Genomic DNA, 24,839 nt, shown 5'->3' with positions numbered 1-24,839 from the left:
CCCCTGCTCGGGAGACACCTCATGCTGTCATTGATCGGCGTTGCCATCATCGTCATCGGCCTCGCGCTGCGCCTCAATGCGCTGCTGGTGGTGCTGGTGGCAGGCTTCTCCTCCGGCCTGGTGGCCGGCATGTCACCCACTGAAATTCTCGCCGCGCTCGGTCAGGCCTTTACCGACAACCGCGCCGTCTCGCTGTTCATCATCACCCTGCCGGTGATCGGGCTGCTCGAGCGCAATGGCCTGCGCGATCAGGCCGAACATCTGGTCCAGAAGCTGCGGGCCGCCAGCGCCGGGCGCATCTCCTTCAGCTACCTGGTACTGCGCAAGGCGACCAATGCCTTCGGCCTGCAGCTCGGTGGTCACCCGGCGATGATTCGACCGCTGGTCGCCCCGATGTCAGTCGGCGCCGCCGAACGTGATCTCCCCGAAGAGGCGCTGAGCTCGCCACGCTTCAAGACCCTGAGCCAACGCATACGCGTTCTGAATGCTGTCAGCGAGAACTTCGGCAACTTCTTCAGCCAGCTGATCTTCGTGGCTTCCGGCGGGTTGTTGCTGATCAAGAGCGTGCTCGACAAGAGCGGCGCCAGCGTCAGCCTGGCCGACATGGCGTTGTATGCCATTCCCACCGCGCTGGTGTCACTGGTGGTGGTCTTCGTGCTCTGCCGCCGGCTGGACGCACGCATTCGCCGTGAACATCAGCTGTTGCGCGAGGAGTATCCCCAGCCCTCCGGCCAGGCCAACGCCACACCAGGCAAGGACACCTTCACCACTTCCGCGACGGAGAGCCACTCATGAACGGTATCGACGCTCTCTACCTGATTACCGGCTTCGCCATCATGGCCTTTGCCGTCCTGACGCTCACCGATCGTGATCATCCGCGCAGACTCGGCACCAGTGCCTTCTGGATGATCTTCGGCATCAGCCTGGCATTTGGTCAGTGGCTACCCGATGTCGTGGTCGGTATTGCCATGCTGGCGCTGGCCCTGCTGGCTGCCACCGGCCAGCTCGGGTTCGGCAACTACGGCCAGTTGAGCGATGAGGCGCGTCAGGCGCGCCGCAAGCGTCTCGGGTCGCGCCTGTTCATTCCCGCGCTGGTGATTCCGGTCGGCACCTTCCTTTACACCCTCACGACAGGTCAGAGTGCGCTGGTCGGCCTTGGCGTCGCGACGGTGCTGGCCTTTGCCGTGGCGCTGCTGCTGCTGCGCGAGAGTCCGGCGACCGGCATGCAGGAAGGTCGCCGTCTGGCCGATGCCATCGGCTGGGCCGCCATCCTGCCGCAATTCCTGGCCGCCCTCGGTCTGCTGTTCGATCAGGCCGGTGTCGGCCAGACCATCGCCGGGCTGGTCTCGAGCGTGGTGCCGGATACCAGCCTGATCGCCTGCGTGATTGCCTACTGCGTCGGCATGGCCGTATTCACCATGCTGATGGGCAACGGCTTCGCGGCCTTTGCGGTCATCACCTCCGGCATCGGCTATCCGCTGGTCATCGCGCTGCATGGCGGCAACCCGGCCATCGTCGGTGTGCTGGGCATGCTGTCCGGCTACTGCGGCACGCTGATGACGCCGATGGCTGCCAACTTCAACATCGTGCCGGCCGCCCTGCTGGAACTGGATGACCGCTACCACATCATTCGCGCACAGATACTGCCTGCGCTGATCATGCTGGCCGCCAACATCAGCCTGATGCTGTTGCTGGCCTTCTGATCTCCCACTCCCACCCGCGCATCGATCACCGCCAGAGTGACCCGCGGTGATCGATGCCAGCCAAGGAATTTCATCATGCGTCGTCTGCTACTCTGCGGCTTCGAGCCCTTCGGCACGGATAGCGTCAATCCCGCCCTCAAGATCATCGAGCAACTGGACGGCCAGACACTGGTCTTGCAGGACCAGCCCGATGAGCGCTTCGAGATCATCACCTGCCGGGTGCCGGTGACACGCTACGCCGCGATTGACAGCGTCATCGAGGCCATCGGCGAGCACGCCCCTGACACCGTGATCATGCTCGGCCAGGCCAGCGGTCGCAGCGCCATCACGCCGGAGCGGGTCGCCATCAACCTGGATGACTATCGCATCAAGGACAACGGCGGCCACCAGCCGGTGGATGAGCCCATCGAGGCCGATGGCCCGGATGGCTGCTTCACCACCCTGCCGATCAAGGCGATGGTCAACGACCTCCAGGCGGCGGGCCTTCCCGCCAGCGTCTCCTACACGGCAGGCACCTTCGTCTGCAACCACCTGTTCTATGGGGTGCAGCGTCATCTGGCGGATAGCCCCATCCGCTCAGGCTTCGTGCATATCCCGGCGCTGCCCGAGCAGAGTGTCGATGGCCGCCTGCCGACCATGAGTCTTGAAAGCATGCTCGAAGGCGTGCGGGTGATGTGCGTCAGCGCCATGTCCCATCAGGAGGATGCGCGCATCGGCGGTGGCAATATCAGCTGAGCATCTCCCGCGCGTCGCGGCTGAGCGCCCGACTCCGACAGCTCCCCTGCAAGCCGGCATGCGTTACAATGCCGGCTTTCCCATTTCTGGCAGGTGGACACGATGACTCCCGAGACGCACATCCTGGTGCTGTATACCGGCGGCACGCTGGGCATGGTGGAAAGTGAACAAGGACTGGTACCTGCCGGTGACTTCGATGCCCGTCTGCGTGCAGCACTGGAACAACTGCCCCCCAGCCGTCGTGGCCGTCTGCCCGCCTTCACCCTGCGCGAGTTTCCGCAGCTGATCGACTCCTCCTCCGCGACACCGGCGGACTGGCACACCATCGCCAGCCAGATCGCGGACGCCTACGACAGCTTCGATGGCTTCGTCGTGCTGCAGGGCACCGACACCCTGGCCTGGACTGCCTCCAGCCTCGCCTTCCAGCTCAAGGGTACCGCGCGCCCGGTGATCGTCAGTGGCGCACAGTTGCCGCTGGAAGCCGAGCACAGCGACGCGCTGGACAATGTCGAGCTGGCGCTCACCGCCGCCGCCCAGCCGACCCTCAATGAAGTCGTGGTCGCCTTCGGCGGGCAGTTGCTGCGTGGCGTGTGCACCCGCAAGTGGTACACCCAGGACCACCGCGGCTTCACCACGCCCAATGCGCCGCTGCTGGGCGAATGGGTCGATGACCGCGTCGTGCTCTACCCCGGCCGCCTGATGGATGACCAGGGCCCCGCCTTCGAGCTGCCCGATTATGCTCGCCTCGGCAAGGACAGCATCATTCGCCTGCCGCTCTACCCCGGCATCAGCGCCGAGAGCGTGCGTGTGCAGTTGATGCGCCCGGAGGTCAAGGGCGCCGTACTGGAGCTGTGGGGCAGCGGCAATCTGCCGGAAGACAGCGAGCTTCTAGGGGTATTGGCCGATGCACGTGGCGAAGGCAAGCTGCTGGCCGGTATCAGCCAATGTCCGCACGGGCCGGTCACCATCGGCCACTATGCAGCCGGTGCAGGTCTGGCCACCATCGGTGTGCTGTCAGGCGATGACATGACGCTGGAAGCGACCTTCACCAAACTGCTGCATCTGGTGGCGCTCGATCAGGATGAGGACTGGCAGCGGGAACGCTTCCTGATGCCCTTGGTGGGCGAGCGCGCCAGCGGCCTGCTGTGAGACCTGGCGACCCCGCGGGTCGCTGAACTCTTGTCGCTGAGCGCTGAATTCTAGCCGCTGATCAGCGCGCTAACAGCCCCATGGTTGGCCGATAGATAACAGAAAGCCCCCGTCAGGCGTACCTGACGGGGGCTTTCTCGTTTCGCTGATAGGCCTTGGCTAATCCTTCACGCCAAGGCGCAAATCAACGGGCCAGCTGGTTCAACCGAATCAGCCGGTGTTGCGCAGACCGGCCGAGATACCGGCCATGGTCACCATCAGCGCGCGTGACAGCTCGGCGGAGATGGCGCCATCGGCGTCGCGGTTACGCTGCAGCAGCTCGGCCTGCAGACCATGCAGAGGGTCGATGTAGGGGTTGCGCACATCGATAGCCTGACGGATCAGCGGCATATGCTCAAGCAGTGCCTGTTGATCGCGGATTTCCAGCACCACCTTCTCTAGGCGCTCGAGACGATCACGCAGCGATTGCCCCAGCGCCTTCAGGGCCGGCTCATCGACCAGACGCTGCTCGTAGTAGGCCGCCGTCGAGAGATCGGCCTTGGAGAGCAGCATCTCCAGCATGTCGACATAGGTGGAGAAGAACGGCCAGTCGTTCATCATCTCGCGCAGCACTTCCAGACCGCCCTCTTCCTGCATGCGGGTGGCGAAGGCCTCGCCACTGCCGAGCCAGGCGGGCAGCATCAGACGGATCTGGGTCCAGGCGAAGATCCACGGAATTGCGCGCAACGTCTCGACGCCACCATCCTGACGACGCTTGGCGGGGCGGGAGCCCAGCGGCAGGCGTGCCAGTGCGGTTTCCGGTGTTACCGAGCGGAAGTACGGCACGAAGTTCGGGTCTTCACGCACCACGCCGACATAGGCCTTGTGCGCGATACCGGCCAGGCGGTCCATCTCGTCACGCCATTGCTGCTTCGGCGCCGGCGGCGGCAGCATGCTGGCTTCCAGCACCGCGCAGACATAGATCTCCATCGAGCGGCTGGCGATGTCCGGCAGACCGAACTTGAAGCGAATCATCTCGCCCTGCTCGGTGACGCGCAGCGAGCCGGTCACCGAGCCCGGTGGCTGGGACAGGATCGCCGCATGCGCCGGACCGCCGCCACGACCGACCGTACCACCACGGCCGTGGAACAGGGTCAGTTCGACGCCGTGGCGCTTGGTGACTTCCACCAGCGTTTCCTGGGCGCGGTACTGTGCCCAGGCAGCCGCCAGCTGACCGGCGTCCTTGGCGGAGTCGGAGTAACCGATCATCACTTCCTGACGGTCACCGGCCTGCTCGCGATAGATCGGCATGCCCAGCAGCGTGTCGATGACGGGGCCGGAGCGATCCAGATCATCCAGCGTCTCGAACAGCGGCGCGATGGGCAGACGCACATCACCGCCGATCTCCTTCATCAACAGTGCCACCGCCAGCACATCGGAGGCCTGACCGGCCATCGAGATGATGTAGGTGCCCAGCGCCTCGCGATGCTCGCGCGCGATGACCTTGAAGGTATCCAGCACCTCGCGCGTGTCGGTGGAACATTCCCAATGGCGCGGGATCAGCGGGCGACGGCCAGCCAGCTCCCTGGTGAGGAAGTCACAGCGCTGCTGCTCGTCCCATTCGAAATAGCTGCCCAGCCCCAGCGTCTGACTCAGTTCATCGAAGACCTGCGCGTGACGCGTGCTTTCCTGGCGGATATCGAGCTTGGTCAGGGTGACACCGAAACAGGCCACGCGACGCAGGGTATCGAGCAGTGCGCCATTGGCGATGGTATCCAGCCCCACATCGCACAGCGAGCGGTAGCAGGCCAGCAGCGGCGTATACAGCTGCTCACGGGTCTCGATGATATCGACGCCTTCGTGGCGCTTGCCGTCCAGGCCGGCCTTGGCCCAGTCACGCGTGCTTTCCATGCGCAGGATCAGGCGGCGCAGGATCTCGCGATAGGGTTCGGCCACATCGCCGGCCTCGGCACGCAGAGCGGCCGTGCACTTCCACATCGACAGCTCCGACTTGAGCTGTTCGAGATCGCGCAGATAGAGGTCCGCTGCCATCCAACGCCCCAGCAGCAACACGGTCCGCGTCACGCTGGCGGTGACATTGGGATTGCCGTCGCGATCACCGCCCATCCAGGAGGCGAAGCAGATCGGCGCGGCGTCCAGCGGCAAGCGCTCACCGGCGGCGTCCAGCGTCATCTCGTCAAGCTGACGGTGGAAGTCCGGTACCGCTTGCCACAGCGAGTTCTCGATGGTGGCAAAGCCCCACTTGGCCTCATCCACCGGCGTCGGACGCTCGTGGCGAATCTCGTCGGTGTGCCAGGCCTGGCTGATCAGCTCGGTCAGGCGTGCACGCGCGAGGGTCGCCTGTTCCGGGCGATCACAGGCGCCTTCCATCTGGGTCAGACAGCCCTCGATGGCATCGTATTTCTGGATCAGAGTGCGGCGGATAACTTCCGTCGGGTGCGCCGTCAGCACCAGCTCGACACGCATTGCCGAGAGCTCCTCGACGATCTTCTGCGCACTGAAGCCACGCTCGCGAATGCGCGTGATCAGCTCGCCGAGGTCCGGCTGGCTGCCGGGACGATAATCCTCGACGCGCTTGAAGCGGCCACGGTAGTGCTGCTCGGCGATGTTGGAAAGATTCAGAAACTGGTTGAACGCCCGGGTGACCGGCAGCAGATCACCATCCGGCAGATCACGAAGATAGTCGATCAGCTCATGACGGGCGGCCTGATCGCCCTGCTGGCCCTGTTTGGCCAGGGCGCGGATGCGCTCGATGCGTGCGACGAAGTCATCGCCGAGGTCGGCCGCGATGGTCTGGCCGAGGTTGTCACCGAGAATACGCACGTTATCGCGCAACGATTCATGCAAGTCGTGACTCATGAAACCCTCCTTGGGAGTGACGGTGCTGCCGCGGTCATCTTCCCCTGTCACCAGGGGCACACAGTCAGATAGCTGACAACAGATTCCCTCATTGCGCAAAGACACCTGATGACAACCGGCTGAGGGAAGACACCGGTCTGGCGCTGGTGAAGACACTGGCGCGAAACGGAAAGACCCGCGGCGCAGCAGACCGGAAAGCAGGACAAGACTCGCGTCCTGATCGCTTCCCCTCAGCATACGACCGCGGGCCTCGGCTCCACAATCCGACTATCGCGTAAACTTACTACATTTTTCCAGATGCCCTTTTCCCAATACCCTGCAACGACGCTCCCTCACCGAACCAGCGGCGTCACCGGACGCGCTGCTGACGTCGCACCATCGCCCCGTCGCGCCTGCTCAACCGCACGTTCCTGGCGCTTGGCCTCATCCCAATGCGCATCCATCTCGGCAAGCGACGCCTCATCCAGCGTACGCCCCTGCCCGGCGATCGCGGCTTCCACATGGCGGAAGCGTGATTCGAAGCGCGCATTGGTGGCGCGTAGCATCTGCTCCGGGTCCGCCTTGAGAGTACGCGCGAGATTGACCACCGCGAACAGCAGGTCTCCGACTTCCTCGCGCGCATGGGCCGTATCGCCCTCGGTCAGCGCTTCCTCGACTTCGCCGAGTTCCTCACGAATCTTGGCCAGCACGCCACTCGTGTCCGGCCAGTCAAAGCCCGAACGCGCGGCCTTCTTCGAGAGCTTGGCCGCCCGCGTCAGCGCCGGCAGGCCAAGTGGCACGCCATCCAGCACGCTGTCGCCGGCAGTCTGGCTGGCAGGCGCGTCAGCGGACTCCTGCTGCTTGAGCGACTCCCACTGGGCGTTGAGCGAGCCTTCGTCGACCTCATGAGTGGCGATGCTCTCCCGGCGCGATGCGAGCGACCCATCCGGGAAGACATGCGGATGGCGGTGCAGCATCTTCTCGGTCAGCACATGGATCACGTCGTGGAAATCGAAGCGTTGCTGCTCACTGGCGATCTGGGCGTAGAAGATGCCCTGAAACAGCAGGTCACCCAGTTCCGCCGGCAGCTCCTCGAGCACGCTGGCATCGGCGGCGGCGCGCTCGATGACATCGGCGACCTCATAGGCCTCCTCCAGGGTGTGCGGCACCAGACTCGCGTAATCCTGACGGCTGTCCCAGGGGCAGCCGTACTGCGGGTCACGCAGCACGGCCATCAGGGTCAGCAGATCATCGAGGGTGTAGCGCGTATCAACTTGCCTGCCTGCATCGACATCGACACTGGCATCGAATCGCCGACTCATGCCTTGTCGCCCCCGACCCGCAGGCGCTTGACGTCGATGATGTTGGGCAGCTGCTGGATGCGGGCGAATACGCGCCCCAGCACGTCGAGGTTCTCGACTTCCAGCGTGATCTTGAGCGTGGCGATGTTGTCGAGCTGATCGGTGCGCGTGTTCACCGACAGCACATTGACCTTGTCGCCGCTCAGCACGTTGGTGACATCACGCAGCAGGCCGGAGCGGTCCCAGGCCTGGATCTCGATATCCACCGGATACTGATTGCGCGAGCGCTGCCCCCAGTCGACATCGACGATGCGACGCGGCTCGTCCGAACGCAGCTGGATCAGGTTCGGGCAGTCCTGACGGTGCACGGTCACGCCGCGCCCCTGGGTGATGAAACCGGCGATCTGATCGCCTGGCACCGGGTGACAGCAGTTGGCCATGGTGGTCTTCAGATTGCCGACCCCCAGCACCATGACGGCGTCGGGCTTTTCCTTGCCCTGCGGCTTGCGCTGACGCAGCAGGCGCTCGAGCTGCTCCTGATCATCGGTATCGCCGAACAGCTGCTGGGCCTGATGCAGTACCTGGCCGACGCGCAGATCGCCCGCGCCGATGGCGGCGTACATGTCATCACGCGTCGGGTAATTGACGGCGTTGGCCAGCTTGTCGCGGTCGAGATTCTCCAGCGCCAGCCGCGAGAATTCCTTCTCGAGCAGCGCCTTGCCCTCATCGACGTTCTGATCGCGTGCCTGCAGCTTGAACCAGGTCTGGATCTTGGCGCGGGCCCGCGAGGTGCGCACGTAGCCCAGATTCGGGTTGAGCCAGTCGCGGCTCGGGCCGCCCTTGGTGGCGGTCAGGATCTCGACCTGCTGGCCGGTCTTGAGCTTGTAGGTCAGCGGCACGATGCGCCCGTCGACCTTGGCACCCCGACAGCGATGGCCGACCTCGGTGTGCACGCGGTAGGCGAAGTCGATCGGCGTCGCGATCTTGGGCAGGTCGATGACATGCCCTTCCGGCGTGAAGACATAGATGCGGTCCGGCGCGACATCGGAGCTCAGCCCCTGACGGATCGCCTCCTGGCCGCCGTTCTCGCCGACTTCGTCCTGCCATTCGAGCACCTGACGCAACCAGGCGATCTTGTCCTCGTAGCTACGACTCTTGTGGCCGACATCGTGGCCCTTGTAACGCCAGTGGGCACACACGCCCAGCTCCGCCTCCTCGTGCATGTCGAAGGTACGGATCTGGATCTCGATGACCTTGTTGCTCGGCCCCACCACCGCAGTGTGCAGTGACTGGTAGCCATTCTTCTTGGGGTTGGCGATGTAGTCGTCAAACTCATGCGGTACGTGGTGCCAGCGCGAGTGCACGATCCCAAGCGCCGTGTAGCAATCGCTGACGGTGCCGACCAGAATCCGTACCGCGCGCACGTCATACACCTGGGAGAAGGCGATGCGCTTGATCTTCATCTTCCGCCAGATGGAGTAGATGTGCTTGGCACGGCCCGCGACATCGAAGTGCTTGATGCCCTGCTCGCTCATCAGAGTGCGCATCTCGACCAGCAGGTCGGCGATGTAGTGCTCACGCTCCAGGCGCTTCTCGGACAGCTGCCTGGCGATGGTCTTGTATTCATCTTCCTCGCGGTAGCGGAAGGACAGGTCCTCCAGCTCCCACTTGAGCTGACCGATGCCCAGACGGTGCGCCAGCGGCCCGTAGATATCGAAGACTTCGCTGGCCACGCGCATGCGCTTCTCGCGCGGGGCATCCTTGACGTGACGCAGGGCGACGGTACGTTCGGCGATCTTGATCAGCGCGATGCGCACATCATCGATCATCGACACCAGCATCTTGCGCAGGTTGTCCTGCTGGTCATGCTGCGCCATGCCATGACTCGGCGCCTGCAGCTGACTGATGGCGGCCATGTTGAGCACGCCATCGATCAGGCGTGCCACTTCCTTGCCGAAATGCTTCTCGATGGCCTCAAGCCCCAGATGCCCTTCACGCACCGCGCGATAGAGCACGGCCGCGACCAGCGCCGGTTGGTCAAGCTTGAGTTCCGACAGGATGTCGGCCATCTCGAGACTGAAACGGAAACTGCGCAGCGGCTCGCGCCACGGCTTGTCACCGCGGGCGTCCGCCTCGCGCGCCACCTTGAGCGCCACTTCACAGGCCTGCACCATGACCTCGGCATTCACCGACGGGACTTCCTCGCGCAGTCGCGCGACCCACACCGGGATGTCCACACCACCGCTATCGGTCAGCGGCTGATCTTCGCGCACCTTGACCATGACCCTATGTCCTTGAATATCTTGCCATCTTGATGACAGTGCCCGAGGGCACCGCCTCAGTCTTCCGCCCGCTCCAGCAGCAACATCGATTCCAGATGTGCCGTGTGAACGAACATGTCCGCCATCAGGGCACGTGTGACGCGATAACCGGCGTCCTGCAACAGCCGTGCATCACGCATCAGCGTGGTCGGGTCACAGGCGATATACAGCACACGCTGCGGCACTCGGCTGACCCTCCCAGCATGCAGATCACGTGCCAGCTCCTCGCAGAGAGGCTGAGCGCCATCACGCGGCGGGTCTAGTACCAGAAGGTCGATACCCTCGAGTGACGGCAGGGCCTTGCTCAGGTCCGCTCGACGTGCACTCACCTGCGCCAGCCCGTTGGCTTCGGCGTTGGCCATCAGCTGATCGACCATGCCCTGACTGCCCTCGATGCCCGTCACCTCACTGGCGCCGGCTGCGGCAGCCGCCAGCGTCAGGTTGCCGACCCCGGCGTAGAGGTCCATCACCTTGAGGCCACTGACGTCGCCCAGCCATTCGAAGGCGGTGTCGATCAGGCGCTGATTGAGCGCCGCATTGACCTGCACGAAGTCGCCCGGCGAGAAGGCAAGACGCAGCGTCGTTGCGCCGATATTCAGCGAATACGCGGCGTTCGGCGTGCCCGACAGCCACTCCAGCACCACCGGATCACGTCCGACCCGCCAGCCGACCACCAGGCCGTGCTGCTCGGCGAAGGCCTGCCAGCGCTGCGCATCACGCGGCACCGCCTTGAGTTGGCGCACCACCACGATGACCTGCCCTTCGGCAGCGGTCAGCTCCAGATGGCCCAGACGCTTGGGCGCCTCGAGGCTTTCGATCAGCTCACGCAGCGGCGCGAGCAGACGGTCCAGCTCCGGCACCAGCACGCTGCAGGTGGTGATATCGACCAGCTGGTTGCTGCCGCGTCCCCGGAAGCCGAACTGCAACTCACCGGCATCGGTCACGCGTACGCCGATACGCGCGCGACGGCGATAACGGCTTTCATCTTCGCCCAGCGGCTGAATCTCGGGCAGCGTCACGCCATTGCGTGTCGCATGTTCGCCCAGCACCTGCACCTTATGAGTGCGTTGTGCATCCAGCGCCATGTGCTGCAGATCACAGCCGCCACAGCTGCCGAAATAGGCACAGGGCGGCGTCACGCGACTGTCAGCCGCGTTGTCACGTGCACGCACATGCGCCTCATTGAAGCGCTTGTGGGTGCGGTGGATGGCCAGCGTCACGCGCTCGCCGGGCAAGGCCTGATCGATGAACTGGGTCTTGCCGCTCTCGTCATGGGCGATGCCGCGCCCGTCATGGGCCAGGCGGTCGACCGTCAGCCACTGGCTGTCGGCGTCGCTGGCATTGCGGGTGCCACGGCTGGCCACTTCCTTCTCGCGACGGGTCGGCTTGCGCGCCGGTCGCTTCTGTCCGAGCAGCGCCATCAGGAACGCTCCCCTGCGACGGCTTCATTGTGGGGCGTGTCCTGCTGAGTCATGTCGTCGTCCTGGGTGTAGAGGCCTGTCGAGAGATAGCGGTCTCCCCGGTCACAGACGATGAACACGATGACCGCATTCTCGACCTGCTCGGCGAGCTTGAGCGCGCCCGCCAGCGCACCGCCGGAGGAGACACCCGCCAGGATGCCTTCTTCGCGCGCCAGACGGCGCATGCAGACTTCGGCTTCGTGCTGGCCGATATCCAGCGTGCGGTCGATGCGTGAGGCATCGAAGATCCGCGGCAGATACTCGGCAGGCCAGCGGCGGATACCCGCGATGCTGGCGCCTTCGGCAGGTTGCAGGCCGACGATCTCGATGGCCGGATTCTGCTCCTTCAGATAGCGCGAGGTGCCCATGATGGTGCCGGTGGTGCCCATCGAGGACACGAAGTGCGTGATGCGCCCATGGGTCTGCTGCCAGAGTTCCGGCCCGGTGGTGCGGTAGTGCGCCAGCGGATTGTCCTGGTTGGCGAACTGATCCAGCGCCTTGCCCTCACCACGCGCGATCATCCCCTCGGCCAGGTCCCGCGCGTGCTCCATGCCATCGGCTTCGATCAGCGTGGCCCCGTAGGCGCCCATCGCCTGCTTGCGCTCGCTGGAGGCACTGGCCGGCATCACCAGCACCATGCGGTAACCCTTGATGGCCGCCGTCATGGCCAGCGCGATGCCGGTATTGCCGGAGGTCGCTTCGATCAGGGTATCGCCGGGAGAGATCTCGCCGCGCGCTTCCGCCTCCTGGAACATGGAAAGCGCCGGACGATCCTTGACCGAACCGGCGGGGTTGTGACCCTCCAGCTTGGCCAGCAGCACATTGTTGCGGCCTGCGGTGATGCGCGTCAGGCGCACCAGCGGCGTGTTGCCGACGACATCTGCAAGACTGGGATAATCGGACGCGCCAGGGATGGCGTCACCGGGGGTTTCGCTGAGATGAGACATGAGAGGCAGACTCCAGAGACGCCGCGCCCGGACAGCCGAATGACAGCGGTCAGGCGCTGGCATCGGGACCAAGGACGAACGGGGGGCCGCGTCGGGGTGTAGATGATGCGCGCAGTATATCGCTCCCGCCCAGCCCTGTCAGGGCGCTCGCCATCGCTTCGCTCAAGAGCGCGAGGTATGCTTGCCGCTGATGCTCGTTCGCCCTTTGACGATGGATTGCCATGCTGCTTCGTACCCGATTCCAGCTTGCCCTCTTGCTGCTGCCCCTCGCCACCAGCCTGATGTTCAGCCTGTATGCGGTGGACCGCGAGATCAGCGGTGAGCGCCTGGCCATGATGGAGCGCCTGCAGGCCAGCATGCAGGCCATCATGCCGGGCATGGCCAACGCCGCCCTCGCCGCTGACGACCAGCGCCTGCACGAGCAGGCCCAGATGCTGATCGACCAGCGCGACGTGCGCGCCCTGACGCTGCGCACCGCCAACGGCGGCACTCTGTTGCATCTCGGCCCCAGCCAGCGCCCGGAGACCAGCGCGCTGGTCGAGAGTCAGGCCTACCCCTCGGACCCGGACTCGCTGGTGATGGTGATGCCGGTCATCGACCCGTGGCGCGAGGCGCAGCGCGGCGAGCAGATGTCGTGGCTGGTGCTGGAGGCCTCCGACACCCGCCTGGTGCTGCATCGCTACCAGCTGCTGGTCGGCTACGGGCTGGCCAATCTGGTCTTCGGGCTGGCGCTGCTGCTGCTGGCCTTCCATGGCTCGCGCCGCATGCTGCAGCCGCTGCATGAACTGGGCGAGGCTTTGACCTGCCTGGCGCGCGGCGAGACACACCGCCAGCTGCCGGTGGCAGGCAATGACGACCTCAGCGAGCTGGCCGAGAACTACAACCGCAGCGTCGAGCAGCTCAAGCGCGCCCGCGAGGACATGCAGGACCAGATCGAACAGACCACCCAGGACCTGCACGAGTCGATGGAAACCGTCGAGATCAAGAACATCGAGCTCGACATGGCGCGCCGCAAGGCGCTGGAAGCCAACCGCATCAAGTCGGAATTCCTGGCCAACATGAGCCATGAGATCCGCACGCCACTCAACGGCATCATCGGCTTCAGCAACCTGCTGGGGCGCAGTGATCTGGACAACCGCCAGCGCGACTGGCTGGGCCACATGCAGAATGCCTCCTCGAGCCTGATGTCATTGATCAATGACATTCTCGACTTCTCCAAGATCGAAGCCGGCAAGCTCGAGCTGGAGAAGGTGCAGATGGACATCGAGCCGCTGATCGAGGAAGTGCTCGCCATGCATGCCCCGGAGGCCCATCGCAAGCATCTGCATCTACTCGGGCTTGTCTATGACGACGTGCCGCAGCGCTTCGAGGGCGACCCGCTGCGCATCAAGCAGGTGGTGACGAATCTGGTCGCCAATGCCGTCAAGTTCACCGAGCGCGGCGAAGTCATCGTGCGCGTGATGGTGGATGACCTCTCCGGCAGCAACACCCGCCTCAAGATCGCGGTGGCAGACACCGGCATCGGCATGGATAGCGCCCAGCGCAATCGCCTGTTCCAGGCCTTCTCACAGGGAGATCCGTCACGAGCACGCCAGTTCGGCGGCACCGGCCTGGGGCTGATGATCTCCAAGCGACTGGTCGAGCAGATGGGCGGCGAGATCCAGGTCGACAGCCTGCCCGGCCACGGCTCCACCTTCCTGTTCAGCGTGCCGGTGGCGGTCAGCAGCATCGAGGAGCGCCCGCGCGAAGTCGTGTTCGATCATCAACGCATCTGCCTGATCGAGCCACACTCGGCCACCCGTCGCGCCCTGAGTTACCTGCTGACCCGCTGGTCACTGACGCTGGTCGGTATCGAAGAGCAGCCGGACCTGGTGGTCGTCGCGCTGGAGAGCCGCGACCTCAAGCGGCTGGATGAATGGGGCGCGCGCCTCAAGCATCTGCCGTGTCGCGTGTTGGGTCTGCTGAACGCGCCCCTGCCCGCCGACGCCGAGAACCTGCAGCAGTACGGCATCGACGAAGTGGTCAGCAAGCCGGTCACGCGCCTGCAGATGCGTCACAAGCTGGCCAATCTGCTGCATTCACCTCACCGCGACCCGACTCAGGCGCCGCGCAGCGCCTCCTTCACCTCGTTCGAGCCGGCCACACGTGAGCAGGACGCAGGCACGGCACCAGCCGCCAAGCCAGCCAGCACGCCTGCCAAGACGACATCAGCCGGCCCGCGGCCTGAGCTCACCGCCCAGCCTGCGCGTCAGGAAACGCCTGCGCAGCCTCGCAAGTGCGTGATGGTGGTCGACGACAACCCCTCCAACCGACTGTTGGCCGAGGAGCTGTTGACCGACATGGGGCTGGACACCCTGGCCGCCCAGAGTGGCGAAGAGGCGCTGGCCTTGGCTCAGGAGCAGGTCGTGGATGCCGTCCTGATGGATATCCAGATGCCGGGCATGAACGGGCTGGAAGCCACCAAGGCGCTGCGTCATCAACATCGCGAGGGCAACCGCCACCTGCCGGTGATCGCCCTCACCGCCCATGCACTGGCGCATGAACGGCGAGAGCTGCTGGCGGAAGGCATGGATGATTACCTGATCAAGCCCATCGACGAGGGCCTGCTGGCCAACCTGCTCAGCCGTCATCTGGGCATTTCGCTGAACCCGCCACCGCAGGCCGCGCGGTCATCCAGCCAATCGCGCAGCCCTGCCCGCAGCCAATCGCGCAGTCCAGAACGCAGCCAATCGCGCAGCCCTGCTCGCAGTCAGGCGACGTCTGCCTTGCCGCCGGGAGTGAAAGACGCTGCCAGCCAGGCCGAGTCCTCGTCGCCGGCAGCGCCCCTGCCCCGCTCTGCCGCGAAGAGTCAGCTCAGCCTGGAGCAGGACGCCGACCTGCCGGTGGTCGACATGGCGCTGGGCGTGGAGATGGCCGGTGGCCGTGAGGCCCTGGCTCTGGAGATGCTGGGGCTGCTGATCGAGAGCCTGCCGGAGAGCGAGGCCAGGATCCGCCGCGCCTGGCAGGCGCGTGACAACGAGGCGATGCTCGATGGCGTGCATTATCTCAACGGCGCCTGCCGCTACTGTGGCGTGCCGCGTCTGGCACTGCTGGTGGAGGCACTGGAGACCCGCATCCGCGTCAGCGGCCTGTCGCAGCTGGAAGAGGATGTCGATGCCCTGTTCGCGGCCATCGACAGCCTGATCCAGTGGTCGCACAGCGACGAGGCCAAGGCCTTGCTCGCCGCGCCGCTTGAACCGGCTAGCCCCGGCGGTGAGACGGCTGAGACGTCTGAAACGCCGACAGCGCCCCCTGCCGAGACCTCATCCCCGTCCTCCCCCGCGCCCTCGGACGCACCCGCTGAGCCCTCCGACACAGGCTCATCATCGGTAAGCAAGCCACAGACAAGCGAGCCCCAGTCCAAAGACCAGCCCTGAAAGACCAGCCCTGCACAAACGACAACGCCACCCGCTGCCGCAAGGCAGGGGTGGCGTTGTCGTTTCGAGCGCCGTGTTCAGAGACGCGATCCAGCGCCAGATCGAGGGAGGCTAACGCTCCAGCACCACGAAGGCGATGGCCTGATCACGCTCATCACTGATCGACAGGTGCAGATGGCGGATACCCGCCCGCGCGGTCAGGGCTTCCGCCTCGTCAGACAGCTTGAGCGAGGGCTTGCCCAGGGCGTCGTTGACCACCTGAATCTGGGTGAAGCGCATGCCCTGACGCAGGCCGGTGCCCAGCGCCTTGACGAAGGCTTCCTTGGCCGCGAAACGCTTGGCCAGAAAGGCCGCCGGCTGAGGGTGATCGGCAAAGCGCGCCAGCTCCTCTTCCCCCAGCAGTCGGCGCGCAAAGCGCTCGCCATGGCGCGCCATGCCGGCCTCGAAGCGCTCGATACGCGCGATGTCCGTGCCTATGCCGACGATCATCCGCAGCAGCCTGAGCCCTGCACATGCTCATGGTCATCACCGTGTTCGTGGTCATGGTCATGATCGTGCGCATCCAGCGCGGCCATCAGGCCCGCTTCCTGGCCTGCGATACACAGACGCTTCATCTCGATGACGGCCTCCTTCAGGCCGACGAACATGGCGCGCGCGATGATCGCGTGACCGATGTTCAGCTCGTTGAGCCCTGAGATACCCGCGATCGCCTCGACGTTGTGATAGTTGAGGCCGTGACCGGCATTGACCACCAGCCCCAGCTCGTTGGCCAGTTCCGCGGCGGCCGCGATGCGCTCGAACTCGACACGCGCCGTCTCGCCCGTGGCATCGGCATAGGCGCCGGTATGCAGCTCGATGACCGGCGCACCGGCCTCGAAGGCGGCACGGATCTGCTCAGGCTCCGGGTCGATGAACAGCGAGACTTCACAGCCCGCCGCCGCCAGACGCTCGCAGGCGGCGGTGATGCGCGCCAGATCACCGGCGACATCCAGCCCGCCTTCGGTGGTCAGCTCTTCGCGCTTTTCCGGCACCAGACACACGTTGGCCGGCTGGACTTCCTCGGCCAGCGCCAGCATCTCTTCGCTGACGGCCATCTCGAGATTCATGCGCGTGTTGAGCACCTCGGCCAGAATGCGCACGTCGCGCTCCTGGATGTGGCGACGGTCTTCACGCAGGTGCACGGTGATACCGTCGGCACCCGCCTCTTCCGCGACCAGCGCGGCCTGGACCGGGTCCGGATAGCGGGTACCACGCGCCTGACGCAGTGTGGCAATGTGGTCGATGTTGACCCCGAGCAGGATGCGCAGCGGATGCATGATCAGCTCCTAACGATGAACAAGAGAACAGGCATGGCGACGAGGGCCATGCCGAAGACAGGTCGCGCAATACTATCATGCGTCACGCCGCAGCCGGACAGTGTCGCCACGCCTGACGGCGTCAGTCGGACTGACGACTCTGACGCCGCCTGGCCGTCAGCTGCATCATCAACTCGCGCGAACGCAGCGGACGATCCCCCAGCAGAGGCGCCAGCGCACGCCGCGCCAGCCACAGGCTCTCGCGGGCAAGCCCAGCATGGCCCCAGTCTTCGCTGGCCAGCAACTTCAGGGCCCGCCCTTCGATGCCCGCCGCGCCTGGCGGCTGCGCCTGAAAGCGTCGCTCACTGACCACATAGTCATAGCGCACATCCGGCATCAGCGGGCTGTCATCCAGAGCGCGAAATTGCGGCAGTTGCTCCAGCGCTTCCAGCAGGCTGTATTCCAGTCGCCTGAGCGCGGGCGCGCGTCTGGCGGGCAGTGCGACCTCGTCCAATGTCAGCGAGTAGAGCGCGAACAGCTCCGGCACCGGCATTTCCACCGGCAGCGTACGGGTCAAAAGCTCATTGGCGTAGAACCCGCACAGCAGCCCCTCGCCCGCCAGCAGACTGGCGCTGCCACCGGTCTCCATCAGGTTGAGCGTCTTGAGATCGCTCTCGCCACGCCAGGTGACATGCAAGGGCGTGAACGGCTGCAGTCGTGCACGCGCCTTGCTGCCCGGGCGCTGAACGCCACGCGCCACCGCGCGCACCCGTCCGTGTTCGAGGGTCAGCAATTCGATGATGGCACTGGTTTCACGGTAGGGCTTGCGATGCAGCAGGAAGGCCGGTTGCGGCGTCATCAGGCAGGCTCACGTCAGACGGTGGCTTGGCAAAAAAAGCTGGCAGAAGGACTGGCAGAGGGGCTGGCAAGAAACGAGACCGCCTGGGCAAGGCCAGGCGGTGCGCGGCAGAGGCCGCGAGAACATCGGATCAGCGACGGGCGGCACACGGCAGGTGCGACCCTCTCGGATCGCCACCGCCCTGCACCGCTCGCGCGACGTCGTCAGTCCTTGTCGTGGGTGTAACCCAGACTCTTCAGGGCACGCTCGTCATCCGACCAGCCACGCTTGACCTTGACCCACAGGTTCAGCATGACCTTGGCGTCGAAGGCACGTTCCATCTCGAGACGCGCTTCACGGCCGATGTTCTTGATGCGCTCACCGTTCTCGCCGATCAGGATCTTCTTCTGGCCCTGGCGCTCGACCATCATCAGCGCGCTGATGTGCAGGGTGCCGCGCTGATCGGTCTTGAATTCCTCGATCTCGACGGTCATCTGGTAGGGCAGTTCGTCGCCCAGCTGACGCATCACCTTCTCGCGCACCAGCTCGGAGGCCAGGAAGCGAGAGCTCTTGTTGGTGATCTGGTCGTCCGCGAACATGTGCTCGCCCTGCGGCAGACGCTTCATCACGTTCTCGAGCAGCAGATCGATGTTGGTGCCGTTCTTGGCCGACATCGGAATGATGGCTGCGAAGTCACGACGCTCCTGCAGGCTCTGCAGCCAGGGCGCGAGGGTGGTCTTGTCCTTGAGCCAATCGATCTTGTTGACCACCAGAATCACCGGCGCCTTCACGTGGGCCAGCTTCTCGAGCACGATCTGGTCTTCTTCCATCCAGCGGGTGCGGTCGACGATGAAGACGACGGCATCGACGTCACGCAGCGCCTGGGTGGCGGCCTGGTTCATAAAGCGATTGATCGCCTTGTTGCGATCGCGCTGCATGATGTGGATCCCCGGGGTATCGACGAAGACGCACTGGGTGCCCTCTTCGGTGTGGATACCCATCACCTGGTGACGCGTGGTCTGCGGACGACGCGAGGTGATCGAGACCTTCTGGCCCAGGATGTGGTTCATCAGCGTCGACTTGCCGACATTCGGACGACCGACGATGGCGACGAAGCCACAGCGGGTGTCCGGCAGCGGCTGATCGCTGACACCGGCGGCGGCCAGCATGCCCTCGAGGGCATCCGGGGTGCCGGCGCCGTTATCAGTGGAGTGATCAGAGGCGTCGCCGCTCGGGGTGACGTTGTCTTCTGGGGTATGGCTCATGAGCGGCCTCCGCGGGCAGGTTCGAGCAGTTGCAGCGCGAACTCGGCCGCCTGCTGTTCAGCATGACGACGGCTGGAGCCGACGCCTGTGGTCTTGGTGTCGATCATCTCGACGTGGCAATCGACGCTGAAGGTCTGCGAATGCGCTTCGCCTTCGACGCTGGTCACCTCATAACGCGGCAGTGCCGCCTGACGCGATTGCAGGAATTCCTGCAGACGCGTCTTGGGGTCTTTCTGGGTGTCCTGAAGATTCAGCGCTTCAAGACGGGTGGCGTACCAGCGCAGCACGTGTTCACGCGCCACCTGCATGCCGGCGTCCAGATAGATGGCGCCGATCACGGCTTCCACGGCATCGGCCAGAATGGACTCGCGACGGTGACCGCCGCTTTTCATCTCGCCGGAGCCCAGACGCAGGTTCTCGCCGAGATTGAATTCACGCGCCAGCTCCGCGAGGGTCTGGCCCTTGACCAGGCGCGCACGCAGGCGTGACAGCTGGCCTTCACGGGCCTGGGGGAAGCGCAGGAACAGCGCTTCGGCGATCACGAAGTTGACGATGGAATCGCCAAGGAATTCGAGACGCTCATTGTTCTGGCCACCATAGCTTCGATGGGTCAGAGCCAGTTCCAGCAGGCTCGCATCCTCGAAGGTGTGGCCGATACGCTTTACAAAGGCATTCAGCGGGCTACTCACAGGTCTCCCTACTCTCTTTTTGTCGCTGACGCCCGCGGGCGTCCTGTCGAATGGTGCATCAGTCATGCTGGCTGATGCCTGTCGTCTTCGACATGTCTCGCGATGCCCGAAGCCTACGCGGCTTGAGGAGTTGCCGATTGCCACCATCCCAATCCGATATTCGTCAGCCGCGCTGCCCGCAAGCTTGTGGCCACGGGTCCGACATGATGAACAGCAGGTTGACATGGCAGGCACGACGCATCGTCCCATGTCGAAGATCCGCACTGATAAGGCCGGCGGGCCAATGTGGCCCTGCCAGACACGACCGGGCCGCCTCTCGGCGGCCCGGTCAATGCACTGATCAATGAATCAGGCGTACCGAGGAAAAGTCCGGGAACCCTTCTTTCCAGTGCATCCATACCGCCACCGCCTTGCCGACGATGTTCTCTTCCGGCACGAAGCCCCAGTAGCGGCTGTCGTTGGAGTGATCACGGTTGTCACCCATCACGAAGTACATGCCTTCCGGCACCCGGATCTCGCGCATCTGCGGGCCGGGGTCCTGAGGGTTATTGTAGATTTGATGGGCGTGTTTCCCCAGTGTCTCATCCAGCAGGTCTTCACCGGATTGTTCACTGGAGTTGCGCGCATTCAATGTCTTGTCGATGGCCTCACCATTCACGTAGAGCTGCTTGCCTTCGTAGCGAATGGTATCGCCCGGCAGGCCGACGACGCGCTTGATGAAGTTGGTGGACGGATCCTCCGGGAAACGGAATACCATCACATCGCCACGCTCCGGCTCGCCGACTTCCAGCACCTTGGTGTCGACCACCGGCAGGCGCAGGCCATAGTCATACTTGTTGACCAGGATGAAGTCGCCGATCTTGAGCGTCGGCAGCATCGAGCCGGACGGAATCTGGAACGGCTCGAACGCGAAGGAGCGCACCACCAGTACCAGCAGCAGTACCGGGAAGAAGGACTTGGCATAGTCCACCGGCCACGGGTCACGCGCCAGCTTCTCACGCGTGCCAGCGTCCAGTTCTCCTTCAACGGAGGCCTCGGCCTTGGCCACACGCGCCTTGCGCGCACTGCGCAGGGCAACCAGGTCTATCAACCACACCACGCCGGCTACCGCTACGGCAATCACCAATACTAGCGAGAAATCCATCGTTGTCCCTGTCTGCCCTGGGTCTTGGTGGCAAGCCGCCAGTCGGCGGCCTGCCTCAGTCGTTCATCTTGAGCACGGCAAGGAAGGCGTCCTGGGGAATTTCCACCCGGCCGACCTGCTTCATGCGCTTCTTGCCCGCTTTCTGCTTCTCGAGCAGCTTCTTCTTGCGGCTGACGTCGCCGCCGTAACATTTGGCGGTCACGTTCTTGCGCAGCGCCTTAACGGTGGAGCGTGCCACGACCTGGCCACCGACGGCCGCCTGGATCGCCACATCGAACATCTGACGCGGAATCAGCTCTTTCATCTTCTCGACCAGCAGACGGCCGCGGCCATGTGCGTGATCACGGTGGATGATCGCCGCCAGTGCATCGACGCGATCGCCGTTGATCAGCACGTCCAGACGTACCAGCTTAGCGGCCTCGAAGCGCTCGAAGCTGTAATCCAGTGACGCATAGCCCTTGGAGATGGACTTGAGGCGATCGAAGAAGTCCATCACCACTTCCGCCATCGGCAGTTCATAGATCAGCTGGATCTGGCTGCCCAGGAACTGCATGTCGAGCTGAACGCCACGACGGTTGACGCATTCGGTGATGACGTTGCCGACATATTCCTGCGGCACGAGGATGGTAGCGCGGCAGATCGGCTCGCGCAGCTCATCGACGTTGGCCATGTCCGGAAGCTTGGACGGGTTGGACACCGGCAGCACATCGCCGTTGTCCATCAGCACCTCATAGATCACCGTCGGCGCGGTCGTCAGCAGGTCGAGATTGTACTCGCGCTCCAGACGCTCCTGGATGATCTCCATGTGCAGGGTGCCGAGGAAGCCGACGCGGAAGCCGAAGCCCAGTGCATCGGAGTTCTCCGGTTCGTAATCCAGCGAGGCATCGTTGAGCGCCAGTTTCTGCAGGGCGTCACGGAAGTCCTCGTAGTCATCGGAGCTGATCGGGAACATGCCGGCGTAGACCTGCGGCTTGACCTTCTGGAAGCCCGGCAGACGCTCGACCTTGTCGGCCGTCTTGGTGTGCACGATGGTGTCACCCACCGGCGCGCCCATGATGTCCTTGATGCCGGCGACGATGAAGCCCACCTCACCGGCGCGCAGCACGCCGGTTTCCTTGCGCTTGGGCGTGAAGATACCGATCGCGCCGGTCTCCCAGTCGCGGCCGGTGGACTTCAGGCGGATCTTCTCACCCTTCTTCAGGGTGCCGTCGAAGATACGCACCAGCGAGACGACACCGAGGTAGTTGTCGAACCAGGAATCGATGATCAGCGCCTGCAGCGGTGCCTCCGGATCGCCCTTGGGCGGCGGAATGTCACGCACCAGACGCTCGAGCAGCGCTTCCATGCCCATGCCGGACTTGGCCGACACCTGACAGGCATCCGTCGCGTCCAGACCGATGATCTCCTCGATCTCCTGGGAGACCTTCTCAGGGTCCGCCTGCGGCAGATCCATCTTGTTGAGGACCGGCAGCACCTCGAGGCCCTGCTCGATGGCGGTGTAGCAGTTGGCCACCGACTGAGCTTCGACACCCTGGCCGGCATCCACCACCAGCAGCGCCCCTTCACAGGCATACAGCGAGCGCGAGACTTCATAGGAGAAGTCGACGTGCCCCGGGGTATCGATGAAGTTCAGCTGATAGGTATTGCCATCATCGGCGTGGTAGTCGAGGGTCACCGACTGGGCCTTGATGGTGATGCCGCGCTCGCGCTCGATGTCCATCGAGTCAAGCACCTGCTCCTTGAGCTCACGATCGCTCAAGCCTTCGCACAGCTGGATGATGCGGTCAGCCAGCGTGGACTTGCCGTGGTCGATGTGGGCGATGATTGAGAAGTTGCGGATATGCTTCAAGGACGGCGGCGTTACGCGTTCGGTCATGGATCACTGCTCTGTATTTGTGCCCGCCTCCGTGAAATCACACGGCCAACACGGGAGACGACGGAAATCGAATTGCACGCATTGTACAGTCCGACCACAAGCGATGATAGAAGGCGTTGCCTTTTGCGCCCGTCCGGGCCCTGTCACAGCCCACCTGAACTCGGGTGAGCCGCAGGGCCACCCGGCAGCAGACGGGGCGCACAGTCGCCCGTGCGCCCCGTCTGCTGCCGGAGTGACCGCCATCGTGCCGGTGGCGGTCACCTTCTGTTGCCTGCACTCTTGTCGCTCACGTTTTCGTCACTAGCCTCAGGCGCTGACTGGATCACTCGTCGCTGTCGGCACGCATGCGCAGTGCGATATACAGCGGGCGACCATTGCGCACCAGGCGCAGCGAGACCGGACGATTGGTCGGCAGCTCGGCGACCACATCGCGCAGCGCCTGCACGCTGGTCAACGGCTGCTGATTGAGCTCGACCAGCACATCGCCAGTGCTGATGCCCGCCTCGGCGGCCACGCCCTGCGGGTCGACTTCCATCACGCGCACCCCATGATCCAGATTGAGCTCGTTCAAGCTGGCCTTGTCGAGCTCTGCCACCGCAACGCCCAGCCCCTGCTTGTCATCACTGGCCTTGGCGGCATGCGCCTGCTCGCTGCCCGGCCAATGGCCGACCTTGGCGGTCAGCGTCTGGCTCTTGCCATCGCGCAGGATGGAGAGCTTGAGCGAATCGCCCGGCGAGCTGGCACCGACCATGCGCGGTAGGTAAGTCGAGCTCTCGACCGCCTTGCCATCCACGGCAGTGATGATGTCACCACTCTTGAGGCCAGCGGCGGCGGCCGGGCCATCCGGATCAAGATCGGCGATCAGCGCACCGCGCGCGCGGTCCAGCCCGAAGGATTCGGCCAGATCCTTGGATACCGGCTGGATGACGACGCCCAGCCAGCCGCGGTCCACGCGCCCATCGGTCTTGAGCTTGTCGGCGACATCCATCGCCACATTGATCGGAATCGCGAAGCTCACGCCCATGAAGCCGCCGGAGCGGGTATAGATCTGGGAGTTGATGCCCACCACATCGCCATCGAGATCGAACAGCGGCCCACCGGAGTTGCCCGGATTGATCGCCACATCGGTCTGGATGAACGGCACATAGGCGTCCGACGGCAGGGTGCGATCGATGGCGCTGACGATACCGGCGGTGACGGAATGATCGAAGCCGAACGGTGAGCCGATCGCGGCCACCCATTCGCCGACTTCCAACGCATCACTGTCGCCCATCGGCAAGGTCGGCAGATCTTCCGCCTTGACCTTGAGCAGCGCGATATCGGTCTTCTTGTCCTCACCGACCACCTGCGCCTTGAGTTCGCGACGGTCGTTGAGGCGCACCATCACCTCATCGGCACCGTCGATGACATGGGCATTGGTCATGATGTAGCCATCATCGGAGATGATGAAGCCAGACCCGAGGCTGGAGCGCTTCTCGATACCCCCGCGGCCCGGGCCAGGCAGTTGATCACCGAAGAAGCGCTTGAAGAATTCGGGCATCTCTTCGCCATTGGGCCCCCGGAACACCGGCCCCGAGCTGCGCTGGATCTCGGTGGTGGTCGCGATATTGACCACCGCGGGTGCCGAGTCCTTGACCAGCTGGGTGAAGTCGGGCAATTCACGAGCCTGGACCAGCTGGGAGCCCATCAGGGCAGCCATGGCCAAGGCAGGTACCATCAGGCGGGAAAGGGATTTCATCAGTGCGGCTCCTGGTACGTCCTGTCATCACTTGTTATCAGGCGTGCAATCACGCAACTACTGACGATGGCAGCGTCACATCGCTGGCGGCGTCCTTCTCATTGACGTCGAAGCGTCGTTGAAG

General features: G+C 64.3%; 18 protein-coding genes. 5 read left to right on the top strand and 13 right to left on the bottom strand.

Going from position 1 to position 24,839, the window contains the following annotated elements:
- Positions 1-21: 21 nt before the first annotated feature.
- The 4 genes from F8A90_RS04685 (at position 22) to F8A90_RS04670 (ending at position 3,587) form a co-directional block, all read left to right on the top strand.
- Positions 22-795 carry a DUF969 domain-containing protein gene (locus tag F8A90_RS04685; protein ID WP_200019213.1) on the top strand — a complete coding sequence of 258 codons (774 nt, stop codon included), beginning with the start codon at positions 22-24 and terminating at the stop codon, positions 793-795.
- The gene (locus F8A90_RS04680) at positions 792-1,703 is read left to right on the top strand and encodes a DUF979 domain-containing protein (RefSeq protein ID WP_200019212.1); all 912 of its coding nucleotides are present in this window, start codon (positions 792-794) and stop codon (positions 1,701-1,703) included. Before F8A90_RS04685 ends, F8A90_RS04680 begins: the two co-directional genes overlap by 4 nt.
- Before the next feature lie 75 nt (positions 1,704-1,778).
- The gene (gene pcp, locus F8A90_RS04675) at positions 1,779-2,438 is read left to right on the top strand and encodes a pyroglutamyl-peptidase I (RefSeq protein WP_200019211.1); all 660 of its coding nucleotides are present in this window, start codon (positions 1,779-1,781) and stop codon (positions 2,436-2,438) included.
- Positions 2,439-2,540: 102 nt separating this feature from the next.
- A complete protein-coding gene (locus tag F8A90_RS04670) occupies positions 2,541-3,587 on the top strand; it encodes an asparaginase (RefSeq protein WP_200019210.1) in 1,047 nt (348 codons plus the stop codon).
- Positions 3,588-3,797: 210 nt separating this feature from the next.
- On the opposite strand, the gene ppc is transcribed toward F8A90_RS04670, so the two are convergent.
- The 5 genes from ppc to cysM form a co-directional block, all read right to left on the bottom strand.
- The gene (ppc, locus tag F8A90_RS04665) at positions 3,798-6,446 is read right to left on the bottom strand and encodes a phosphoenolpyruvate carboxylase (RefSeq protein ID WP_166019312.1); all 2,649 of its coding nucleotides are present in this window, start codon (positions 6,444-6,446) and stop codon (positions 3,798-3,800) included.
- A gap of 332 nt (positions 6,447-6,778) precedes the next feature.
- On the bottom strand, positions 6,779-7,747 hold the full coding sequence (gene mazG, locus F8A90_RS04660) for a nucleoside triphosphate pyrophosphohydrolase (protein ID WP_200019209.1): 969 nt from the start codon (positions 7,745-7,747) through the stop codon (positions 6,779-6,781).
- A complete protein-coding gene (gene relA, locus F8A90_RS04655; protein WP_166019310.1) occupies positions 7,744-10,008 on the bottom strand; it encodes a GTP diphosphokinase in 2,265 nt (754 codons plus the stop codon). The genes mazG and relA overlap by 4 nt, the downstream gene beginning before the upstream one ends.
- 56 nt (positions 10,009-10,064) lie before the next feature.
- Positions 10,065-11,468 carry an RsmD family RNA methyltransferase gene (locus F8A90_RS04650; RefSeq protein WP_200019208.1) on the bottom strand — a complete coding sequence of 468 codons (1,404 nt, stop codon included), beginning with the start codon at positions 11,466-11,468 and terminating at the stop codon, positions 10,065-10,067.
- Entirely contained in the window at positions 11,468-12,454 is a 987-nt protein-coding gene (gene cysM / locus F8A90_RS04645) for a cysteine synthase CysM (RefSeq protein WP_200019207.1), read from the bottom strand. Before cysM ends, F8A90_RS04650 begins: the two co-directional genes overlap by 1 nt.
- A gap of 221 nt (positions 12,455-12,675) precedes the next feature.
- Here cysM and F8A90_RS04640 point away from each other — a divergent pair, with 221 nt between their 5' ends.
- Positions 12,676-15,870 carry a hybrid sensor histidine kinase/response regulator gene (locus F8A90_RS04640; RefSeq protein WP_200019206.1) on the top strand — a complete coding sequence of 1,065 codons (3,195 nt, stop codon included), beginning with the start codon at positions 12,676-12,678 and terminating at the stop codon, positions 15,868-15,870.
- Between the two features lie 111 nt (positions 15,871-15,981).
- Here F8A90_RS04640 and acpS read toward each other — a convergent pair whose 3' ends face one another.
- From acpS to F8A90_RS04600, 8 genes are all read right to left on the bottom strand, one after another.
- Positions 15,982-16,359: a holo-ACP synthase gene (gene acpS / locus F8A90_RS04635; protein WP_043331863.1), complete on the bottom strand. Its 378-nt coding sequence runs from the start codon at positions 16,357-16,359 to the stop codon at positions 15,982-15,984.
- Positions 16,356-17,186, bottom strand: coding sequence for a pyridoxine 5'-phosphate synthase (pdxJ, locus tag F8A90_RS04630; RefSeq protein ID WP_054554985.1), 831 nt, complete (start codon positions 17,184-17,186; stop codon positions 16,356-16,358). The genes acpS and pdxJ overlap by 4 nt, the downstream gene beginning before the upstream one ends.
- A gap of 121 nt (positions 17,187-17,307) precedes the next feature.
- A complete protein-coding gene (recO, locus tag F8A90_RS04625; protein ID WP_200019205.1) occupies positions 17,308-18,024 on the bottom strand; it encodes a DNA repair protein RecO in 717 nt (238 codons plus the stop codon).
- A gap of 203 nt (positions 18,025-18,227) precedes the next feature.
- Positions 18,228-19,172, bottom strand: a complete 945-nt coding sequence (gene era / locus F8A90_RS04620) for a GTPase Era (RefSeq protein WP_052384345.1) — start codon at positions 19,170-19,172, stop codon at positions 18,228-18,230.
- 92 nt (positions 19,173-19,264) lie between these two features.
- On the bottom strand, positions 19,265-19,957 hold the full coding sequence (gene rnc, locus F8A90_RS04615) for a ribonuclease III (protein ID WP_043331866.1): 693 nt from the start codon (positions 19,955-19,957) through the stop codon (positions 19,265-19,267).
- Positions 19,958-20,297: 340 nt separating this feature from the next.
- On the bottom strand, positions 20,298-21,101 hold the full coding sequence (lepB, locus tag F8A90_RS04610; RefSeq protein ID WP_054554987.1) for a signal peptidase I: 804 nt from the start codon (positions 21,099-21,101) through the stop codon (positions 20,298-20,300).
- Between the two features lie 55 nt (positions 21,102-21,156).
- Positions 21,157-22,977, bottom strand: coding sequence for a translation elongation factor 4 (lepA, locus tag F8A90_RS04605; RefSeq protein ID WP_043331869.1), 1,821 nt, complete (start codon positions 22,975-22,977; stop codon positions 21,157-21,159).
- A gap of 322 nt (positions 22,978-23,299) precedes the next feature.
- Positions 23,300-24,715, bottom strand: a complete 1,416-nt coding sequence (locus F8A90_RS04600) for a DegQ family serine endoprotease (RefSeq protein ID WP_200019204.1) — start codon at positions 24,713-24,715, stop codon at positions 23,300-23,302.
- Positions 24,716-24,839 lie beyond the last annotated feature (124 nt).

Origin of the sequence: Cobetia sp. cqz5-12, assembly GCF_016495405.1 — a bacterium.
Classification (GTDB): Bacteria; Pseudomonadota; Gammaproteobacteria; order Pseudomonadales; family Halomonadaceae; genus Cobetia.
This window is presented reverse-complemented; position numbering and strand designations above follow the sequence as displayed.

What these genes read in the sequence shown, in the direction of transcription:
- F8A90_RS04685 (WP_200019213.1), top strand. Translation starts at nt 22, where the DNA reads ATGCTGTCATTGATCGGCGTTGCCATCATCGTCATCGGCCTCGCGCTG.
- F8A90_RS04680 (WP_200019212.1), top strand. Translation starts at nt 792, where the DNA reads ATGAACGGTATCGACGCTCTCTACCTGATTACCGGCTTCGCCATCATG.
- pcp (WP_200019211.1), top strand. Translation starts at nt 1,779, where the DNA reads ATGCGTCGTCTGCTACTCTGCGGCTTCGAGCCCTTCGGCACGGATAGC.
- F8A90_RS04670 (WP_200019210.1), top strand. Translation starts at nt 2,541, where the DNA reads ATGACTCCCGAGACGCACATCCTGGTGCTGTATACCGGCGGCACGCTG.
- ppc (WP_166019312.1), bottom strand. Translation starts at nt 6,446, where the DNA reads ATGAGTCACGACTTGCATGAATCGTTGCGCGATAACGTGCGTATTCTC.
- mazG (WP_200019209.1), bottom strand. Translation starts at nt 7,747, where the DNA reads ATGAGTCGGCGATTCGATGCCAGTGTCGATGTCGATGCAGGCAGGCAA.
- relA (WP_166019310.1), bottom strand. Translation starts at nt 10,008, where the DNA reads ATGGTCAAGGTGCGCGAAGATCAGCCGCTGACCGATAGCGGTGGTGTG.
- F8A90_RS04650 (WP_200019208.1), bottom strand. Translation starts at nt 11,468, where the DNA reads ATGGCGCTGCTCGGACAGAAGCGACCGGCGCGCAAGCCGACCCGTCGC.
- cysM (WP_200019207.1), bottom strand. Translation starts at nt 12,454, where the DNA reads ATGTCTCATCTCAGCGAAACCCCCGGTGACGCCATCCCTGGCGCGTCC.
- F8A90_RS04640 (WP_200019206.1), top strand. Translation starts at nt 12,676, where the DNA reads ATGCTGCTTCGTACCCGATTCCAGCTTGCCCTCTTGCTGCTGCCCCTC.
- acpS (WP_043331863.1), bottom strand. Translation starts at nt 16,359, where the DNA reads ATGATCGTCGGCATAGGCACGGACATCGCGCGTATCGAGCGCTTCGAG.
- pdxJ (WP_054554985.1), bottom strand. Translation starts at nt 17,186, where the DNA reads ATGCATCCGCTGCGCATCCTGCTCGGGGTCAACATCGACCACATTGCC.
- recO (WP_200019205.1), bottom strand. Translation starts at nt 18,024, where the DNA reads ATGACGCCGCAACCGGCCTTCCTGCTGCATCGCAAGCCCTACCGTGAA.
- era (WP_052384345.1), bottom strand. Translation starts at nt 19,172, where the DNA reads ATGCTGGCCGCCGCCGGTGTCAGCGATCAGCCGCTGCCGGACACCCGC.
- lepB (WP_054554987.1), bottom strand. Translation starts at nt 21,101, where the DNA reads ATGGATTTCTCGCTAGTATTGGTGATTGCCGTAGCGGTAGCCGGCGTG.
- lepA (WP_043331869.1), bottom strand. Translation starts at nt 22,977, where the DNA reads ATGACCGAACGCGTAACGCCGCCGTCCTTGAAGCATATCCGCAACTTC.
- F8A90_RS04600 (WP_200019204.1), bottom strand. Translation starts at nt 24,715, where the DNA reads ATGAAATCCCTTTCCCGCCTGATGGTACCTGCCTTGGCCATGGCTGCC.